Annotated in this window: 17 protein-coding genes; 8 read left to right on the top strand and 9 right to left on the bottom strand. The window is 70.2% G+C overall.

Annotated features, from left to right (window positions below):
* Positions 1 to 73: 73 nt before the first annotated feature.
* On the bottom strand, positions 74 to 1,507 hold the full coding sequence (locus ACFQZ6_RS21660) for an NAD(P)H-hydrate dehydratase (protein WP_381611561.1): 1,434 nt from the start codon (positions 1,505 to 1,507) through the stop codon (positions 74 to 76).
* 146 nt (positions 1,508 to 1,653) lie between these two features.
* Here ACFQZ6_RS21660 and ACFQZ6_RS21655 point away from each other — a divergent pair, with 146 nt between their 5' ends.
* Both ACFQZ6_RS21655 and ACFQZ6_RS21650 read left to right on the top strand, forming a co-directional pair.
* Complete coding sequence (locus ACFQZ6_RS21655) at positions 1,654 to 2,799, top strand: hypothetical protein (protein WP_381611560.1); 1,146 nt, start codon at positions 1,654 to 1,656, stop codon at positions 2,797 to 2,799.
* A gap of 40 nt (positions 2,800 to 2,839) precedes the next feature.
* Positions 2,840 to 3,217 carry a nuclear transport factor 2 family protein gene (locus ACFQZ6_RS21650; RefSeq protein ID WP_381611558.1) on the top strand — a complete coding sequence of 126 codons (378 nt, stop codon included), beginning with the start codon at positions 2,840 to 2,842 and terminating at the stop codon, positions 3,215 to 3,217.
* An 882-nt stretch (positions 3,218 to 4,099) separates the two neighbouring features.
* Here the strand turns inward: ACFQZ6_RS21650 and ACFQZ6_RS21645 are convergent.
* The 3 genes from ACFQZ6_RS21645 to ACFQZ6_RS21635 are packed head-to-tail and all read right to left on the bottom strand — an operon-like array spanning position 4,100 to position 5,949.
* Complete coding sequence (locus ACFQZ6_RS21645) at positions 4,100 to 4,471, bottom strand: holo-ACP synthase (RefSeq protein WP_381611557.1); 372 nt, start codon at positions 4,469 to 4,471, stop codon at positions 4,100 to 4,102.
* 27 nt (positions 4,472 to 4,498) lie between these two features.
* Positions 4,499 to 5,542, bottom strand: a complete 1,044-nt coding sequence (locus tag ACFQZ6_RS21640) for a hypothetical protein (protein ID WP_381611555.1) — start codon at positions 5,540 to 5,542, stop codon at positions 4,499 to 4,501.
* Positions 5,539 to 5,949: an ATP-binding protein gene (locus ACFQZ6_RS21635; protein ID WP_381611553.1), complete on the bottom strand. Its 411-nt coding sequence runs from the start codon at positions 5,947 to 5,949 to the stop codon at positions 5,539 to 5,541. The genes ACFQZ6_RS21640 and ACFQZ6_RS21635 overlap by 4 nt, the downstream gene beginning before the upstream one ends.
* A 215-nt stretch (positions 5,950 to 6,164) precedes the next feature.
* Here ACFQZ6_RS21635 and ACFQZ6_RS21630 point away from each other — a divergent pair, with 215 nt between their 5' ends.
* The 3 genes from ACFQZ6_RS21630 to ACFQZ6_RS21620 are packed head-to-tail and all read left to right on the top strand — an operon-like array spanning position 6,165 to position 7,431.
* Complete coding sequence (locus ACFQZ6_RS21630; protein WP_381611551.1) at positions 6,165 to 7,016, top strand: helix-turn-helix domain-containing protein; 852 nt, start codon at positions 6,165 to 6,167, stop codon at positions 7,014 to 7,016.
* A gap of 8 nt (positions 7,017 to 7,024) precedes the next feature.
* Positions 7,025 to 7,228, top strand: a complete 204-nt coding sequence (locus tag ACFQZ6_RS21625; protein ID WP_381611549.1) for a DUF397 domain-containing protein — start codon at positions 7,025 to 7,027, stop codon at positions 7,226 to 7,228.
* Complete coding sequence (locus ACFQZ6_RS21620) at positions 7,225 to 7,431, top strand: DUF397 domain-containing protein (protein ID WP_381611547.1); 207 nt, start codon at positions 7,225 to 7,227, stop codon at positions 7,429 to 7,431. The genes ACFQZ6_RS21625 and ACFQZ6_RS21620 overlap by 4 nt, the downstream gene beginning before the upstream one ends.
* Here the strand turns inward: ACFQZ6_RS21620 and glmS are convergent.
* Positions 7,414 to 9,261 carry a glutamine--fructose-6-phosphate transaminase (isomerizing) gene (glmS, locus tag ACFQZ6_RS21615; protein WP_381611545.1) on the bottom strand — a complete coding sequence of 616 codons (1,848 nt, stop codon included), beginning with the start codon at positions 9,259 to 9,261 and terminating at the stop codon, positions 7,414 to 7,416. The two genes, ACFQZ6_RS21620 and glmS, sit on opposite strands and share 18 nt — an antisense overlap.
* Before the next feature lie 214 nt (positions 9,262 to 9,475).
* On the opposite strand from glmS, the gene ACFQZ6_RS21610 reads away from it, so the two are divergent.
* Positions 9,476 to 10,162 carry a DUF1707 SHOCT-like domain-containing protein gene (locus ACFQZ6_RS21610; protein ID WP_381611543.1) on the top strand — a complete coding sequence of 229 codons (687 nt, stop codon included), beginning with the start codon at positions 9,476 to 9,478 and terminating at the stop codon, positions 10,160 to 10,162.
* Positions 10,163 to 10,193: 31 nt separating this feature from the next.
* On the opposite strand, the gene ACFQZ6_RS21605 is transcribed toward ACFQZ6_RS21610, so the two are convergent.
* Positions 10,194 to 11,075 carry an AraC family transcriptional regulator gene (locus tag ACFQZ6_RS21605; protein ID WP_381618512.1) on the bottom strand — a complete coding sequence of 294 codons (882 nt, stop codon included), beginning with the start codon at positions 11,073 to 11,075 and terminating at the stop codon, positions 10,194 to 10,196.
* Positions 11,076 to 11,288: 213 nt separating this feature from the next.
* Between ACFQZ6_RS21605 and coaA the strand changes: the two genes are divergently transcribed.
* Together coaA and ACFQZ6_RS21595 are read left to right on the top strand one after the other, a co-directional pair.
* Positions 11,289 to 12,257, top strand: coding sequence for a type I pantothenate kinase (gene coaA / locus ACFQZ6_RS21600; RefSeq protein ID WP_381611541.1), 969 nt, complete (start codon positions 11,289 to 11,291; stop codon positions 12,255 to 12,257).
* Between the two features lie 16 nt (positions 12,258 to 12,273).
* Positions 12,274 to 13,221: a DUF389 domain-containing protein gene (locus tag ACFQZ6_RS21595; protein WP_381611539.1), complete on the top strand. Its 948-nt coding sequence runs from the start codon at positions 12,274 to 12,276 to the stop codon at positions 13,219 to 13,221.
* Between the two features lie 9 nt (positions 13,222 to 13,230).
* Here ACFQZ6_RS21595 and glmM read toward each other — a convergent pair whose 3' ends face one another.
* From glmM to rplM, 3 genes are all read right to left on the bottom strand, one after another.
* Positions 13,231 to 14,589, bottom strand: a complete 1,359-nt coding sequence (glmM, locus tag ACFQZ6_RS21590) for a phosphoglucosamine mutase (protein ID WP_381611537.1) — start codon at positions 14,587 to 14,589, stop codon at positions 13,231 to 13,233.
* Between the two features lie 214 nt (positions 14,590 to 14,803).
* Positions 14,804 to 15,316 carry a 30S ribosomal protein S9 gene (gene rpsI / locus ACFQZ6_RS21585; protein ID WP_019526966.1) on the bottom strand — a complete coding sequence of 171 codons (513 nt, stop codon included), beginning with the start codon at positions 15,314 to 15,316 and terminating at the stop codon, positions 14,804 to 14,806.
* 42 nt (positions 15,317 to 15,358) lie between these two features.
* Entirely contained in the window at positions 15,359 to 15,802 is a 444-nt protein-coding gene (gene rplM / locus ACFQZ6_RS21580; RefSeq protein ID WP_360225301.1) for a 50S ribosomal protein L13, read from the bottom strand.
* Positions 15,803 to 15,848 lie beyond the last annotated feature (46 nt).

Below are 15,848 nucleotides of genomic sequence, written 5' to 3'. Positions count from 1 at the left end.
TCACCTCACGTCAGCCGCAGAGGGCCCGTTCAGCCACATTGGCCACACAGACCCCTCAGCCCCCTACGCCCCCTCAGTCACACACGTCCCGCCAGGCCCCCGGAACCGCCTCCGCGACGTCATGCGCCCCCACGGGAGCCCCGTCCGCCGCGTACCTCCCGGCCAGCCCGTGCAGATACGCCCCCACGCTCCCCGCGTCCAACGCCGAGAGACCGGCCGCGAGCAGCGACCCGACGAGCCCCGACAGCACGTCCCCGCTCCCGGCGGTGGCCAGCCACGACGTCCCCGTGGCGTTCACCCGTACGGCCCCGCCCTCGGGGTCGGCGACCAGGGTGGTCGACCCCTTCAGCAGCACGGTCGCCCGGTACCGCCGCGCCAGCTCGCGTACGGCGTCCAGCCGCCCGGCCTCGACCTCCTCACGGCCCACGCCGAGCAGGGCGGCGGCCTCCCCGGCGTGCGGCGTCATCAGGGTGGGCGCGGTGCGCGCGCGTACGGCGTCGGGGTCGGCCAACCGCAACCCGTCCGCGTCCAGCAGCACCGGCACGTGGGCGGCGATCACCTCACCCACGGCGGAGGCGTCGTCGGCGGCGCCCGGCCCCACGACCCACGCCTGCACGCGACCGGCGTGCCGGGGCCCCTGGTCCGACACGAGCGTCTCGGGGAACCGCGCGATCACGGCGTCCTTGGCGGGCCCGACGTACCGCACGGCACCGGCGCCGCCGCGCAACGCCCCCGCGACGGCGAGGACAGCGGCCCCGGGATACCGGGCGGACCCGGCGGCGATCCCGACCACACCGCGCCGGTACTTGTCGCTCTCGACGCCGGGCACGGGCAGCAGCCGGGCCACGTCAGCGTGCTGGAGGGCCTCAAGCTCGCCGACGTCCGGCAACTCCAGCCCGATGTCGACGAGCCGCACGACCCCGGCGTACTCCCGCGCGGGATCGACGAGGAGCCCCGGCTTGTACGCCCCGAAGGTCACGGTGAGATCGGCACGCACGGCGGCCCCGCGCACCTCCCCGCTGTCGGCGTCGACCCCGCTCGGCAGATCGACGGCGACGACGGCCCCGGGCCCCTTCCGGGCAACCTCAGCCAACTCGACGGCGGCCCCCCGGAGCCCGCCCTTCCCCCCGATCCCCACGATCCCGTCCACCACGAGGTCGGCCCTCTCGATGACCGCCGGAGCCCCGTCGCCAACGGATGCGACCCGCCCCCCGGCCGCCCGCAGCGCACGGAGCCCCCCGGGGTGCACCCGCTCCGGGTCGACCGGCACGGCCACGACCCCGGCCCCCCGCCGGGCGAGCCGCGCCCCGGCGTACAGGGCGTCACCCCCGTTGTCCCCGGTCCCCACGAGCAGCACGACGCGCCGCCCGTACACCTTCCCCAGCAACTCGGCACAGGCGGCGGCGAGCCCGGCGGCGGCCCGCTGCATCAGGGCCCCTTCCGGGAGCCGTGCCATCACCGCCCGCTCGGCCGCCCTGACGGTCTCCACGCTGTAAGCAGTCCGCATGACCCGAGTCTCTCCCGTCCACGCCGTCACGTACCGATCTCCGCTGCCCCCATTGACGCTTTGCCACCCCATTGCCAAACTCCCCACCCCCACAGGATGAATCGATTCACTCGAACCAGTTCGACGCGGAAGGACACCGGACTCTCATGGGACGCAGAGCCGCACTTCTGGCCGCCACCACCGCCACGGTCCTGCTCGCCGCGGCGGGCGCCCTCACCACGGCCCCCACCGCCTCGGCCGCCACCTGCGGCGAGGGCACGTACCAGGCCGAGGCCGCCCTGAACGGCAGCACCTGGACGGCCCGCCGGGGCGGCGGCACGGTCTACACGGGCACGGACATGCGTACGGCGATCCAGTCGGCGATCAACAGCCTGACGCCGACCCGCACGGCGAAGGAACGGGTGGTGGTCCGAGGCTCGGGCAGCGTCCCGGCGTCCACCCGCATCAGCCTCCCCTCCTACACCACCCTGGACGTCTGCGGCACGATCAACGTCACGGGCACGGGCTCGGGCGACCAGGCCCCGATCTACTCCAGGGGCACGAGGGACGTGGAGGTCCAACACCTGACGGTCACGGGCACCCCGCTCTACGGCGTCTTCATGCGCAACGTCGTGAACGCGACCCTGGGCCAGATAGACATGCGCCTCTCCTCGGGCCTGGGCATCCGCATCGACAACCGGGGCGACACGACCCAGTGGACCCGCAACGTCCGCATCGACAACGCCTACGTCTCCGGCGCCTCGAACCACGCGGTGGAGACGTACGGGGTGGACGGCCTGACGATCGGCACGGTGACGGCGAGGAACGTCGGCTACTCGGGCCTGCTCCTCAACCAGACCATCAACGCCACCGTGGGCAAGGTCGACGCGGACGGCGCGGGCACCGGCACGGGCTACGCCGCCTTCCGCATGGCCAACCGCAACGGCCGGGTGGGCAGCGGCTACCCCACGAACATCCGGGTCGGCGAGGTGGTGGCCCGGGGCGGCGGCCGGGGCGTGTTCTGCGTCTCGGAGAGTGGCGGAGCGGTCATCGACCGGGTCACGCTCTCCAACACGGGCAACAACGCCATCCTCATCGAGAACTGCTACAACGTGAACGTCGCGGCGCAGGGCGGCACGGTGACGGGCGGCGGCGAGATCCGCCTGGCGGCGCGCACGGAGTTCCCGAACAACGACAACATCACGATCCAGAACCTGACGGTGACCAACTCAACGATCCGAGAAAACCCCTGCGGCACGAACACCACGTTCCGCAACAACACCCTGATCAACAGCACCCAGTCGGTCTGCTGACCGCCCTCCCCCGCCCCACCCCAACTGGTACTACTGGTACATGCAGGAAGAGACCGCGCGGTCAGCGATCGACACGTTCATCTCCGCCTTCAACGCCTCGGACGACAGCTATGTGACGTCGCTGCTCTCCCAGGCACTGACCTCGGACGTGGTCTTCTGGGGCCCGCTGGGCCGCAGCGAGGGAATCGAGGCGGTCGAGCAGTTCGTCCTCGACATCCGACGCCACCCGGCGGGCACCGGCACGATGGTGCGCTGCTCGGCGGTGGACATGCCGAACGAGTGGGCCCGCTACCAGTGGGTCTTCACCACCCCGTCCGGAGGCCCCCGCCTGGCAGGCACGGACGTCGTCCACCTCCGCCGAAGCCTCATCGACCAGATCATCGTCTTCGCGGGCGAGATCAAACCACCGATGCCCTGAGCCGCGCGGGGGGGGCGTTGCTGCGGACGCCTACTGAAGGGGTTGCCGTCGGGGCCGCCCGCTTCTTTGCCAGGGTCGTGCTTCCACGGCCCGGCCTCAAGGGCGCTCCGCTGTCGCTCCGCGTCGCCTTCGGCGATCGGCCTGCGGCCGACCCTTGACCCCGGTCCGCTCCAGCACGGGTAAGAAGCGAGCGGACGGCCCGGAAAAAGGCGGGGGCCCAGGTCCGTTGTCCCTCCAGGTGGGGTGCGTAGTGGGCCGGGGCTGAGGGGGCGCGCTGGCGCCTCGCCTGCACGCCGGGTGGGCTTAGCGGCTTGCGGCCCGGTGGGGGGAGGGGGGCGAGGAAGCCGAGGGAGTAGAGGAGGAGGGCGAGGGCTTGCCTCTGCTGTCACATGGGCCCCAGGAGTGTGCGGGGAGGGGGCGATTGGCCCCTTTGACTCACGCCCTGACCGGTCTTCCCCGACTGCTCCCCAGGGGAGGGTGGGTGGTCGTCGGCCCTGGTCAGGAGGGCGTGAGCCAAAGGACCCAATCACCACCCACCCATTGACACACACCCCTCCCCCACTCCCCCTCCCCACCCCCACCGGGCCGCAAGCCGCTAAGCCCACCCGGCGTGCAGGCGAGGCGCCGACGCGCCCCCACACCCACCCCAACCAAGAAGCCCGCCCAAGGGACCGACCCACCCCGGCCCCCCGTCTTTCCGGGCCGCCCGCGCGCTTCTCACCCGTGCTGGAGCGGACCGGGGTCAAGGGTCGGCCGCAGGCCGATCGGCGCAGCCGACGCGGAGCGACAGCGGAGCGCCCTTGAGGCCGGGCCGCGGAAGCACGACCCTGGCGAAAGAAGCGGGCGGCCCCAACGGCAACCCCTCCCCAGACGCCCGCGTCATCACCCCTCGGCGATCACCACGGCCGACGCGACCCCGGCGTCATGGCTGAGGGACACGTGCCACGACCGCACCCCCAGCTCCGCCGCCCGCGCGGCCACGGTCCCGGTAACCCGTAGCCGGGGCTGCCCGCTGTCCTCGACGTACACCTCGGCGTCGGTCCAGTGCAGCCCGGCGGGTGCGCCGAGGGCCTTGGCCAACGCCTCCTTGGCCGCGAACCGCGCCGCGAGCGAGGCGACACCCCGGCGCTCACCGCTCGGCAACACCAACTCCCGCTCAACGAAGAGCCGCTCCGCCATCCCGGGCGTCCTCTCCAGGGACGCCCGGAACCGATCGATCTCGGCTACGTCGATGCCGACTCCGATGATGCTCATGCGGAGCACCTTACGGCGGGGTCCAGCTCAGGAGCCGCCCTGCGCCTCGGCGCTCTCACCGAACAGCTCATCGGCCCGTTCGACGGTGACGGCACGCACCAGCAGGTTGTCCAGGAGCGCGAGGTCGGTGCAGTCGCTGACGCGGTCCCGCACGGCGTCGGAGACGGAGAGGCCACGAGCCTCAAGGACACGCAGGATGCCCTCAGCCTTTCCTTCGGCCTTGCCCTTCACCATGCCTACGGCCTTGCCCTCCACCATTCCTACGGCCTTGCCCTTGGCTTCACCATCGAGGTATGCCTCCTCGAAAACAGTGCCCCGGCCAGGGAAGTAACTGATGACCATTCTCTCCAGCTCTCTCCACGTTTCTTTGGCCGGAGTGTTCTCCAGGCCGATTTCCAGCAGTTCCGACCAGTACTTGGCGGTGGCCATGTCGAACGACCGCATCGCGTGAGCCAGCAGATTCAGTATGCCGCTGATTCCCTCGCTCTCGCTGTGGACGATCGCCGCGAAGGTGGCCAGCGCGGGCTGGCGGGCCACGTCCGACTCGTCGGTGATGCGCGGGACGGTGTCCGGGCCCAGCACGAACGGGCGCAGGACCAGGGTCGACCAGTTGCCGACGCGGCACTCGAATGGCCCGGCCGCCCAAGTCGCCGTCGCCTTCTTCCGACAGACCGTGACAAGCAGCACCGGCAGACGGAACTTGGCCTGCAAGTACGCCGTGTAATACGTCCAGTTGACGCCCTTGTCGTCTGCCGGAGCGGTCTGGGCCTCGATGGCGAGCAGGAAGGCGTCGCCATCTGAGGGGATGACCTTCAGCACCGTGTCGACACGCCGCTCAAGTGGCTTGACCTCAGTCGCGTCCGGCGTGATCGCCTCGATGTCCGCCTTCACGGGCGGCGGCAGCCCCAACGCCTCGAAGACGGGGGTGAGGACCTCGGGGTGATCCTGGAAGATCCGGTGCGAGGTCTCGTGGGTGGATGTGACCATGAGCGCCACTTTCCCGATGCGAAGTCCGACAGATCCGATAAACGCGGAGGCGTTCACCCTTTCGAGCGGCGGTGAAACGTTCACGCCGCCGACGTCAGCTCGCACCCCACGTACTTGCCCCGGTTCCCGTCCCTGGCCAGCGGCTGCCACCCCCACACGTCCGAACAGGCCCGCACGAGCGCCAGTCCCCGCCCGCCCTCGGCGTCCCCGCTCCGCTCGAACGGCGTCGGCGGCTGCGGGGGTTCAGGATCGGCGTCCCACGCCCCGATCCGCAGCACGCCCGCCGCCCATCGCACTCGCAGGGCGGCGGGCCCTTTGGTGTGCAGTACGGCGTTGGACACCAGCTCCGCCGCGAGCAGCTCCGCCACGTCCACGAAGCGGATCAGCCCGTGCACGGTGAGGACGAGACGGAGGGTGCGGCGGCTCACGGTGACGGCGCGGGGGTCGTTCGGGACGGAGAGGGAGTACTCCCAGGAGTCGCTTTCGGACATGCGTCAGCTCCGGTTCGGTAGTGGGGGAGGTGGGGGTGGGGGCAGCCAGCGGTGTCATTGCCGCAGCCGTGACGGCAGGACGGAGCGGTGCGCTTCCGCAGTGTGCCCGTCGCGTCACCGACAGTAGGGCTAACCTGTCATACCGAGCAAGCCGGTCGCGTAATCTGCCCCCGAACGAGGCTCGCCTACGGGCGTGTTGGACAAGGAGCAACTCGATGGTCCTGAGGCGCGAACCCACAGCCCGCCAGATGCGCTTGGCGGTCGAACTGCGCAGACTCCGCGACGCCGCAGGACTCACTACCGTCGACGCGGCAGCCTTGCTCGGTGTGAGTCGCGTCCAAATCAGTCAGATCGAGTCCGGAGTCGCTGGCGTGAGCGAAAAGCGGCTGCGCCGCCTCGCCTCCCACTACTCCTGCACGAACGAGGAGTTCATCGACGCCCTCGCCGCCATGGCCACCGACCGAAGCCGCGGCTGGTGGGAGGAGTACCGCGGCCTGCTGCCGACACCGTTTCTCGACCTCGCCGAACTGGAACACCACGCCACGTTCATTCGGGAGGTCCAGTTCCTCTACATCCCCGGCCCACTCCAGACCGAGGAATACGCCCGCGCAGTGTATGCCTACCGAGTTCCTGAACTTCCACAGGATGAGTTGAACCTGCGCGTACGCCATCGAATGCAACGCAAGGTCATCCTGGACGGTTCTACCCCCACACCGTACGAAGTCGTCGTTCATGAGGCAGCGCTGCGCATCATGGTGAGCGACCGAGCCACATCGCGCACCCAGCTCACACGCATCGCGGAATTCTCCGAAGCCGAGCATGTCACCGTGCGTGTCATCCCCTTCAGCCTGGAGGGCTTCGCCGGTGCCACCAGTGCCATGACGTACGCAGGGGGCCCCGTTCGCAAGCTGGACACGGTCGTACGCGATGGCCCTCACGGCGCAGCGTTCATCGACTCCGAAGCCCAACTCAGCGCATTTCGAGCCCTGTTTCATAAGGTGGAGGCAGTGTCGCTCGATCCCGAGCGGTCACGTGACTACATCCACAGGCTGGCGAAGGAGCTGTGAGCCGCCCTATGAGAACCTCCGGCGACTGGTGGAAGTCGTCCTACTCCGGCCCCGGCGACGGCGACTCCTGCGTAGAAGTCGCGGACCACCGCACCCACATAGCCATCCGGGACTCAAAGACCCCAACCCGGGCCATACTCACATTCCCGGCCGCCACATTCACCGCCTTCGTTGACGCCCTCAAGACAGAAGGGGGTACGACCACTCCATGACTACGGCGCACGACAACTGGCGGAAGTCCCCCTATTCAGGCGGCGGAGACGGCAACAACTGCGTAGAGATCGCCCCCTCCCCCACCCACATATCCATCCGCGACTCCAAGGCCCCCACCCAAGCCACCCTCACCTTCCCCACCACCGCCTTCACCCCCTTCCTCGCAGCCCTCAAGTCACCAACCTCACTCCACCGTCACTGACTTCGCCAGGTTCCGAGGCTGGTCCACCTCGTTCCCCCGTGCCGTCGCCAGTTCGCAGGCGAAGACCTGCAACGGGACCGTCGCGACCAGCGGTTGGAGCAGCGTGGGGGTGACGGGCACCCGGACCAGGTGGTCGGCGTAGGGGACGACCGCCTCGTCCCCCTCCTCCGCGATGACGATCGTCCGCGCGCCCCGGGCCCGGATCTCCTGGATGTTGGAGACGATCTTGTCGTGGAGGACGGACCGCCCCCGGGGCGACGGCACGACCACGACGACCGGCAGGTCCTCCTCGATCAGCGCGATCGGCCCGTGCTTCAGCTCGCCCGCCGCGAAGCCCTCGGCGTGCATGTAGGCGAGTTCCTTGAGCTTGAGGGCGCCCTCCAGGGCGACGGGATACCCCACGTGCCGCCCCAGGAAGAGCACCGTCCCCTTCCCCGCCAGCGACCGGGCCAGCTCCCGCACGGGCCCCATCGTGCCGAGCACCCGCTCCACCGCACCCGGCATCCGCGACAGGTCGCGGACGACGTCCCGGATCTCGTCGGCGAACTTGGTCCCCCGTACCTGGCCCAGGTACAGCGCGACGAGATAGCAGGCCACCAACTGCGTCAGGAACGCCTTGGTCGACGCGACCGCCACCTCGGGCCCCGCGTGGGTGTAGAGGACGGCGTCGGACTCCCGGGGAATCGTCGAACCGTTGGTGTTGCAGATGGCCAGCACCTTGGAGCCTTGTTCGCGGGCGTGCCGCAGGGCCATCAGCGTGTCCATGGTCTCGCCGGACTGGGAGACGGCGATGACGAGGGTCTGCTGGTCGAGGATCGGGTCCCGGTACCGGAACTCCGAGGCCAGCTCCACCTCACACGGAATCCGCGTCCAGTGCTCGATGGCGTACTTGGCGATGAGCCCGGCGTGGAAGGCCGTACCGCACGCCACGATCACCACCTTGTCGACCTGCCGCAGCACACCCACCGGAATCCGCACCTCGTCAAGGCGCAGCGACCCGGCACCGTCGATACGCCCCAGCAACGTGTCCGCGACCGCCTTCGGCTGCTCGGCGATCTCCTTGAGCATGAAGTAGTCGTGGCCGCCCTTCTCCGCGGCGGAGGCGTCCCAGTCGACGTGGTACGACCGCACGTCCGCCGGACGCCCGTCGAAGCCGGTGACGGTCACCCCGTCCCGCCGTAGCTCGACGACCTGGTCCTGCCCCAGCTCGATGGCGTCCCGGGTGTGGGCGATGAAGGCCGCGACGTCGGAAGCGAGGAACGCCTCCCCCTCGCCCACGCCCACCACCAGCGGGGAGTTCCGCCGCGCGCCCACGACCACGTCGGGCTCGTCGGCGTGGACCGCGACCAGCGTGAACGCCCCCTCCAGCCGTCGGCAGACGAGCCGCATCGCCTCCGCCAGGTCGGCGCAGGAGGAGTACTCCTCGGCGAGCAGGTGGGAGACGACCTCCGTGTCGGTCTCGGAGGCCAGCTCATGCCCCCGCTCGGTCAACTCGGCCCGCAGCGCGGCGAAGTTCTCGATGATGCCGTTGTGGACGACGGCCACGCGGCCCGCGTTGTCCAGGTGCGGGTGGGCGTTGTCGTCGGTCGGCGCCCCGTGCGTGGCCCACCGGGTGTGGCCGATCCCGTTCGAACCGGTCGGCAGCGGCCGTTCCGTCAGCTCCTTCTCCAGGTTGACGAGCTTCCCGGCGCGCTTGGCCGCCGCCAGCCCGCCGTCGGCGAGCACGGCGACGCCCGCCGAGTCGTAGCCCCGGTACTCCAGCCGCTTCAGCCCGGCCATCACGACCTCAAGAGCCGACTGCGGCCCCACGTATCCCACGATTCCGCACATGTGCGGCACCCTACGTCCGAATCTCCGTCCGAACTCGCCCCCGCCTGCCCGAATTCGGAAATTCCCACCGTCGTACGAATCGTAAGAACGCACGGAGTGGAAGTCGGCCCAGCGGCGCCGGGACACGTGTCGCGATATAGCGCTAGCCTTGCTCAACGGCATTCCACGACACTCGACGGGACGCGACGGGACGCGACGGGAGCAGGACAGAAGCATGTCGGGAGAGATTTCGCCCAGCGGGAAGCACCCTCGTCCCGCCCCCGATTCCGCGGCCACGCCCGCCGCCTCGCCCGACCTGCGCGCCTCCCACGCGGACCGGGACCGGGTCGTGGACGTCCTCCGTGTCGCGGCGGGCGACGGGCTGCTGACCGTCGAGGAGTTGGACGAGCGCCTGGAGGCCGCCCTGTCGGCCCGCACCCTGAGCGAACTGGCCCCGCTCACCGCCGACCTGCCCTCCGTACCGGCGACGGCGGGCGTGGCCGGTACGGAGGTCAAGGACGTCGTCCGCATCGAGCAGGTGCACAGCGGGCCGGTCGAGCGCTCGGGGCGTTGGGTGGTGCCGCGGCGGCTGGAGCTGGCGGTGACGTTCTGCGCGGTGACGCTCGACTTCACCGAGGCCGTGATCACGCAGGACACCCTGCGTATAGACGTGGCCATGACCGGCAAGAACCTGACCCTGATCACCCGGCCCGGCATCGTGGTCGACACCGACGGCCTCAACATGCTCCACAGCCGGGTGAAGTACCGCCGTACCCCGCAGAACCCCGAAGCCCCGGTCACCCTGCGCGTGGAGCTGGTCGGGCAGAAGACCTTCGGCCGGGTGGTCGTACGCCCCGCGCGCCGCACGTTCGCCCAGTGGCTGCTGCGCAAGCCGCCGACCTCGCCCCGGCCCCTGCCATAGCCCGGTGACCAGCGCCAGCGGGCTACGGCAGTCAGACCCGAACCGGCTCCCGCTCCACCGGAAGCCACAGTTCCGCCTCGGCCTCCGTCCCGTCCGGTGACATCCGGGTGCGCAGGATCTCCGGACCCGGGCGACCGCGGTACGGGTTCGACGGGAACCACTCCGTGAACACGTCACGCCACAGGTACTGGATCGCCTCCGGCGTCGGACCCGAGGTGGTGAACACCGCCCACGTACCGGCCGGGACGGGCAGCGCCACCGCGCCCTCCGGGACGTCGGCGGCGGCGGCCGAGGTGACGACCCCGTGGTAGTAGTCCAGCTCGGTCCCCTCGGCACGGCTCGGGTCCAGGTCGTCGCAGACCGCGACGATGCCCTCCGGCTCCTGACCGGGGAGCCCCTTCAGCGCCTCCAGCACCCCCGGCTCCAGACCCCGCACGAAGTCGATGATCGCCTGGTTGGGTCCCACGTGCACCAACGGCACCCGGGCCTTCAGTCCTACGACGGTGAACTCCGCCCTCTCCACAACGCGGTACCGCATACTGCTGCTCCCTTCGACGGTGAGGCGGAAGGTCAGCCGGGGCTGTGACACGAGCGGGCTCCCATCACGCCGGGCCTCGCCGGGCCCGACTCCGTGCATGGCGCGGAACGCCCGCGCGAACGCCTCCCCCGAGCCGTAGCCGTAGCGCACCGCGATCTCCAGCAGTGTCACCCGCCCGTCCAGCACCTCGGCGCCCGCGACCGTCAGCCGACGGCGTCGGACGTACTCCGACAGCGGCAGGCCAGCGAGGGCCGAGAACATCCGGCGCAGGTGGTACTCGGAGGTGGCCGCGACACGGGCCAGCTCCGCCACGTCGACGGGCTGGTCGAGATGCCGCTCGATGTACTCCATGCACTGGTTGAGCCGCTCCAGCACCCCGGTCTCCTTCCTCTTTCGCACCTCCACGCTAGGAAGCGGGCGGCACCGCGGACCCGACATCCTGTGCCCGATCCGGTCGGGTTCCTGTGCCCGATCCGATCGGGTCCCGGCGACCGCAGACGGGGGGGCGTCCCCCTCACGTGACGTACCCCACCCCGCGCCCCGTTCCGATCCCGTTAACAATGGACTGTGATCTCTCCGGTCCCCGCGATGCCCCGGAGCGCCCACCGGCCCAGGCCGGAGGCGACTCCCTACGTCGATCTCACCCGAGCCGAGTGGAGCGCGCTGCGCGACAAGACGCCGTTGCCGCTGTCCGCCGAGGAGGTGGAGAAGCTGCGCGGGCTCGGGGACGTCATCGACCTCGACGAGGTGCGGGACATCTATCTGCCGCTGTCGCGGCTGCTGAACCTGTACGTCGGTGCGACGGACGGGCTGCGCGGGGCGCTGAACACCTTCCTCGGGGAGCAGGGGTCGCAGGCCGGGACGCCGTTCGTGATAGGGGTCGCCGGGTCGGTCGCGGTCGGGAAGTCGACCGTGGCGCGACTGCTCCAGGCGCTGCTGTCGCGGTGGCCGGAGCACCCACGGGTGGAGCTGGTGACGACGGACGGGTTCCTGTTGCCCACCCGGGAGTTGCAGGCGCGCGGGCTGATGTCGCGGAAAGGTTTCCCCGAGTCGTACGACCGCCGGGCGCTCACCCGTTTCGTCGCCGATATCAAGGCGGGGAAGGCCGAGGTCAGCGCGCCCGTCTACTCACACCTCATCTATGACATCGTCCCCGGCGAGAAGCTGGTCGTCCGGCGGCCGGACATCCTGATCGTCGAGGGGCTGAACGTCCTCCAGCCCGCCCTGCCCGGCAAGGACGGCCGGACCCGGGTCGGGCTCGCCGACTACTTCGACTTCAGCGTGTACGTCGACGCGCGCACCGAGGACATCGAGCGCTGGTACCTGAACCGGTTCCGCAAGCTGCGGGACACCGCGTTCCAGAACCCGTCCTCCTACTTCCGCAGGTACACGCAGGTGTCGGAGGAGGAGGCCCTCGACTACGCCCGCACCACCTGGCGGACGATCAACAAGCCGAACCTCGTCGAGAACGTCGCCCCGACGCGGGGGCGGGCCACGCTCGTGCTGCGGAAGGGGCCCGACCACAAGGTGCAACGGCTGAGTCTGCGCAAGCTGTGACGGCTACGCTGCCGCCATGCTGCATCTGCGTCTGATCGTCCCGCGGGAGAAGACCGACGACGTGGTGCGGCTGATCGACGACACCGTCGGCACCACCCATGTCGTCGTCATGCCGGGCGTGGCCAGGGAGCCCGCCGGGGACGTCGTCACCTGCGACGTCGCCCGGGAGGCCGGTGACGAGCTGCTCAACGGGCTCCAGCGGCTCGGCATCGAGGAGTGCGGTTCGATCGCCGTGGAGAACATCGACCTGTCGCTGTCCGAGCGTGCCGTCCAGGCCGAGAAGGACGCGCCCGGCGAGCCAGCGGACGCCGTGCTGTGGGAGCACCTGGTCGAGGAGACCCACGAGGAGTCGACGCTGTCGGTCACCTATCTCGCGTTCATCACGCTCGCCACGATGATCGCGGCCTGCGGTGTCGTCCTCGACAACGCGATCCTGATCGTGGGCGCGATGGCCGTAGGGCCGGAGTTCGGGCCGCTGACCGGGATCTCGACGTCGGTGGTGCAGCGGCAGCCCCGGCTCGCGCTGCGCTCGCTGAACGCGCTGCTGGCGGGGTTCGCGCTGGCGATAGCGGTGACGGTGTTGTTCAGCCTGCTCATGGACGCCGGGGGGCTGTTCACCGAGGCCAAGCTGGAGGGCGAACGGCCGCAGACCGGGTTCGTGTACGCCCCCGACGCCTTCTCCTTCGTGGTGGCGGTGCTGGCGGGGATCGCGGGCACGCTCTCCCTGACCTCCGCGAAGTCCGGTGCGCTGGTCGGCGTGGCCATCTCGGTGACGACGATCCCGGCCGCCGCCAACGCCGCGGTCGCCCTGAGCTACGGAGACATGGCCCAGACGGCCGGGTCGAGCAAGCAACTGCTGCTGAACCTCTTCGGCATCACGGTCGCCGGGACCACCACGATGCTGCTCCAGAAGTGGCTGTGGGCCAGACAGCGCGGACGACTGCACCTGCCACCGCGCGCCTGACCCCGAGGACTATCCGAGCGCCGACTTGACCACGTCCGCCAGCCGTCCCGCCACCGAGCGTGCCTGGTCGATGTCGGCCGCCTCGACCATCACCCGCACCAGCGGCTCGGTCCCGGAGGGGCGCAGCAGGACGCGGCCCGTGGAGCCCAGCTCCCGTTCCGCCTCGGTGACCGCCGCGAGCAGGTCGGCGGAGGTGCCGACGCGGGACCTGTCCACGTCGGGGACGTTGATCAGGACCTGCGGGAGGCGTTCCATCACGGACGCCAGCTCCCGCAGCGGACGGGACGTCTGGGCGACCCGGGCCGCCAGCAGCAGGCCGGTGAGGGTGCCGTCGCCGGTGGTGGCGTGGTCCAGGACGATGACGTGGCCGGACTGCTCGCCGCCGAGGGCGTAGCCGCGCTCCTTCATCTCCTCCAGGACGTACCGGTCACCGACCGCGGTCTGCACGAGCTGGATGCCCTCGCGCTCCATGGCCAGCTTGAAGCCCAGGTTGGACATGACGGTCGCGACGACGGTCCCGGCGCGCAGCGCGGAACGTTCCCGCATCGCCAGCGCCAGGACGGCCAGGATCTGGTCGCCGTCGACCTCCTCGCCGGTGTGGTCGACGGCCAGGCAGCGGTCGGCGTCGCCGTCGTGCGCGATGCCCAGGTCGGCGCCGTGCGCGAGGACGGCGGCCTTGAGGTGGTCGAGGTGGGTGGAGCCGCAGCCGTCGTTGATGTTGAGGCCGTCGGGTTCGGCACCGATGGTGACGACCTCGGCCCCGGCCCGGGTGAACGCCAGCGGCGAGACCTGCGCGGCGGCGCCGTGCGCCTCGTCCAGGACGATCTTCAGCCCGTCGAGCCGGTTCGGGAGGACGCCGAGGAGGTGCTCGACGTACTGCTCCGCGCCCTCGTCGTACGTCCGTACCCGCCCGACTCCGGCACCCGTAGGGCGCTGCCAGGGCTCGCCGGTGCGGTGCTCCTCGTACACGGCCTCGATACGGTCCTCCAGCTCGTCGGCGAGTTTGTGCCCGCCGCGGGCGAAGAACTTGATGCCGTTGTCCGGCATGGCGTTGTGGCTGGCGGAGAGCATCACGCCGAGGTCGGCGCCGAGCGCGCCGGTCAGGTACGCCACGGCCGGGGTGGGCAGGACGCCGACCCGCAGCACGTCCACGCCCGCGCTGGCGAGGCCCGCCACCACGGCGGCCTCCAGGAACTCCCCGGACGCACGCGGGTCTCTCCCGACCACCGCCGTCGGCCGGTGGCCCGCGAAGGTGCCCGCCTCGGCCAGTACGTGTGCCGCCGCGACGGAGAGACCGAGCGCCAGCTCGGCCGTCAGATCCGCGTTGGCGACACCCCGCACGCCGTCCGTGCCGAAGAGTCGTCCCACTTGTCCTCCTGAGAAAACATCAGTTCCGGAAGCCGCCGCCGTTCTGCGGCCCGCGCACACGGCTCCGGTGGCCATACCAGCTCATCACACCAGCTCATCACATCAGCCTTTGAGCACCTTGTGACGTTATACGCCCGATGGCCGCGATACACGAACGCCCCGACAGCACGATGGCGTGCCGCCGGGGCGTTCGGAGTACGGGGCAAACCGCAGGTTAGCGCTTGCTGTACTGCGGAGCCTTGCGGGCCTTCTTCAGACCGGCCTTCTTGCGCTCGACCGCACGGTCGTCGCGGCGCAGGAAGCCCGCCTTCTTCAGCGGACCGCGGTTGTTGTCGACGTCGGCCTCGTTCAGCGCGCGGGCCACGCCCAGGCGCAGGGCGCCCGCCTGACCCGAGACACCGCCACCGGCGATGCGGGCGATGACGTCGTAGCGGCCTTCCAGCTCGAGCACCTTGAAGGGCTCGTTGACCTCCTGCTGGTGCACCTTGTTGGGGAAGTAGTCCTCAAGGGTGCGGCCGTTGATCTTCCACTTGCCGGTGCCCGGGACGATCCGGACGCGGGCGATGGCGTTCTTGCGACGGCCCAGGCCCGCGGCGGGCTGGGGCTCGCCGAAGCGGGAGGCCATGGACTCCGAGGTGTACTCGCCCTCGACGGGGACCTCGGACTCGGTGGTGTAGCTGTCGATGTCAAGCTCTTCGAGCGGCTGCTCGGCAGTGGTCTCGGCCACGATTCTCCTCAGATTCTCTTCAGTCTTAGGGGGTGGCCGGACTTACTGCGCGACCTGGGTGATCTCGTACGGCTGCGGCTGCTGCGCGCCGTGCGGGTGCTGGTCACCCTTGTAGACCTTCAGCTTCGAGAGCATCTGACGGCCCAGAGTGTTCTTGGGGAGCATTCCCTTGACGGCCTTCTCGATGGCCTTCTCGGGGTTCTTGTCGAGCAGCTCGTCGTAGCGGACGGAGCGCAGACCACCCGGGTAGCCGGAGTGGCGGTACGCCATCTTCTGGGTCCGCTTGTTGCCGGACAGGTGCACCTTGTCGGCGTTGATGATGATGACGAAGTCACCGGTGTCGACGTGGGGCGCGTAGATCGGCTTGTGCTTGCCCCGGAGAAGGGACGCGGCGGTGGAGGCGAGACGGCCCAGGACGATGTCCTGAGCGTCGATGACGTGCCACTGGCGCGTCACATCGCCGGGCTTGGGGCTGTACGTACGCACGGTTCGTAGCCTTCGCTTCGAGTGAATGGTCCTGACAAGGTCACCG

Source organism: Streptomyces flavalbus, from assembly GCF_042674625.1.
Lineage (GTDB): Bacteria > Actinomycetota > Actinomycetes > Streptomycetales > Streptomycetaceae > Streptomyces > Streptomyces flavalbus.
The sequence above is the reverse complement of the archived record's forward strand: the minus strand, read 5'-3'. Positions and strand labels throughout refer to the sequence as shown.

Coding starts and splice junctions, on each gene's coding strand:
- ACFQZ6_RS21660 (WP_381611561.1), bottom strand. CDS start 1,507: ATGCGGACTGCTTACAGCGTGGAGACCGTCAGGGCGGCCGAGCGGGCG.
- ACFQZ6_RS21655 (WP_381611560.1), top strand. CDS start 1,654: ATGGGACGCAGAGCCGCACTTCTGGCCGCCACCACCGCCACGGTCCTG.
- ACFQZ6_RS21650 (WP_381611558.1), top strand. CDS start 2,840: ATGCAGGAAGAGACCGCGCGGTCAGCGATCGACACGTTCATCTCCGCC.
- ACFQZ6_RS21645 (WP_381611557.1), bottom strand. CDS start 4,471: ATGAGCATCATCGGAGTCGGCATCGACGTAGCCGAGATCGATCGGTTC.
- ACFQZ6_RS21635 (WP_381611553.1), bottom strand. CDS start 5,949: ATGTCCGAAAGCGACTCCTGGGAGTACTCCCTCTCCGTCCCGAACGAC.
- ACFQZ6_RS21630 (WP_381611551.1), top strand. CDS start 6,165: ATGGTCCTGAGGCGCGAACCCACAGCCCGCCAGATGCGCTTGGCGGTC.
- ACFQZ6_RS21625 (WP_381611549.1), top strand. CDS start 7,025: ATGAGAACCTCCGGCGACTGGTGGAAGTCGTCCTACTCCGGCCCCGGC.
- ACFQZ6_RS21620 (WP_381611547.1), top strand. CDS start 7,225: ATGACTACGGCGCACGACAACTGGCGGAAGTCCCCCTATTCAGGCGGC.
- glmS (WP_381611545.1), bottom strand. CDS start 9,261: ATGTGCGGAATCGTGGGATACGTGGGGCCGCAGTCGGCTCTTGAGGTC.
- ACFQZ6_RS21610 (WP_381611543.1), top strand. CDS start 9,476: ATGTCGGGAGAGATTTCGCCCAGCGGGAAGCACCCTCGTCCCGCCCCC.
- coaA (WP_381611541.1), top strand. CDS start 11,289: ATGCCCCGGAGCGCCCACCGGCCCAGGCCGGAGGCGACTCCCTACGTC.
- ACFQZ6_RS21595 (WP_381611539.1), top strand. CDS start 12,274: ATGCTGCATCTGCGTCTGATCGTCCCGCGGGAGAAGACCGACGACGTG.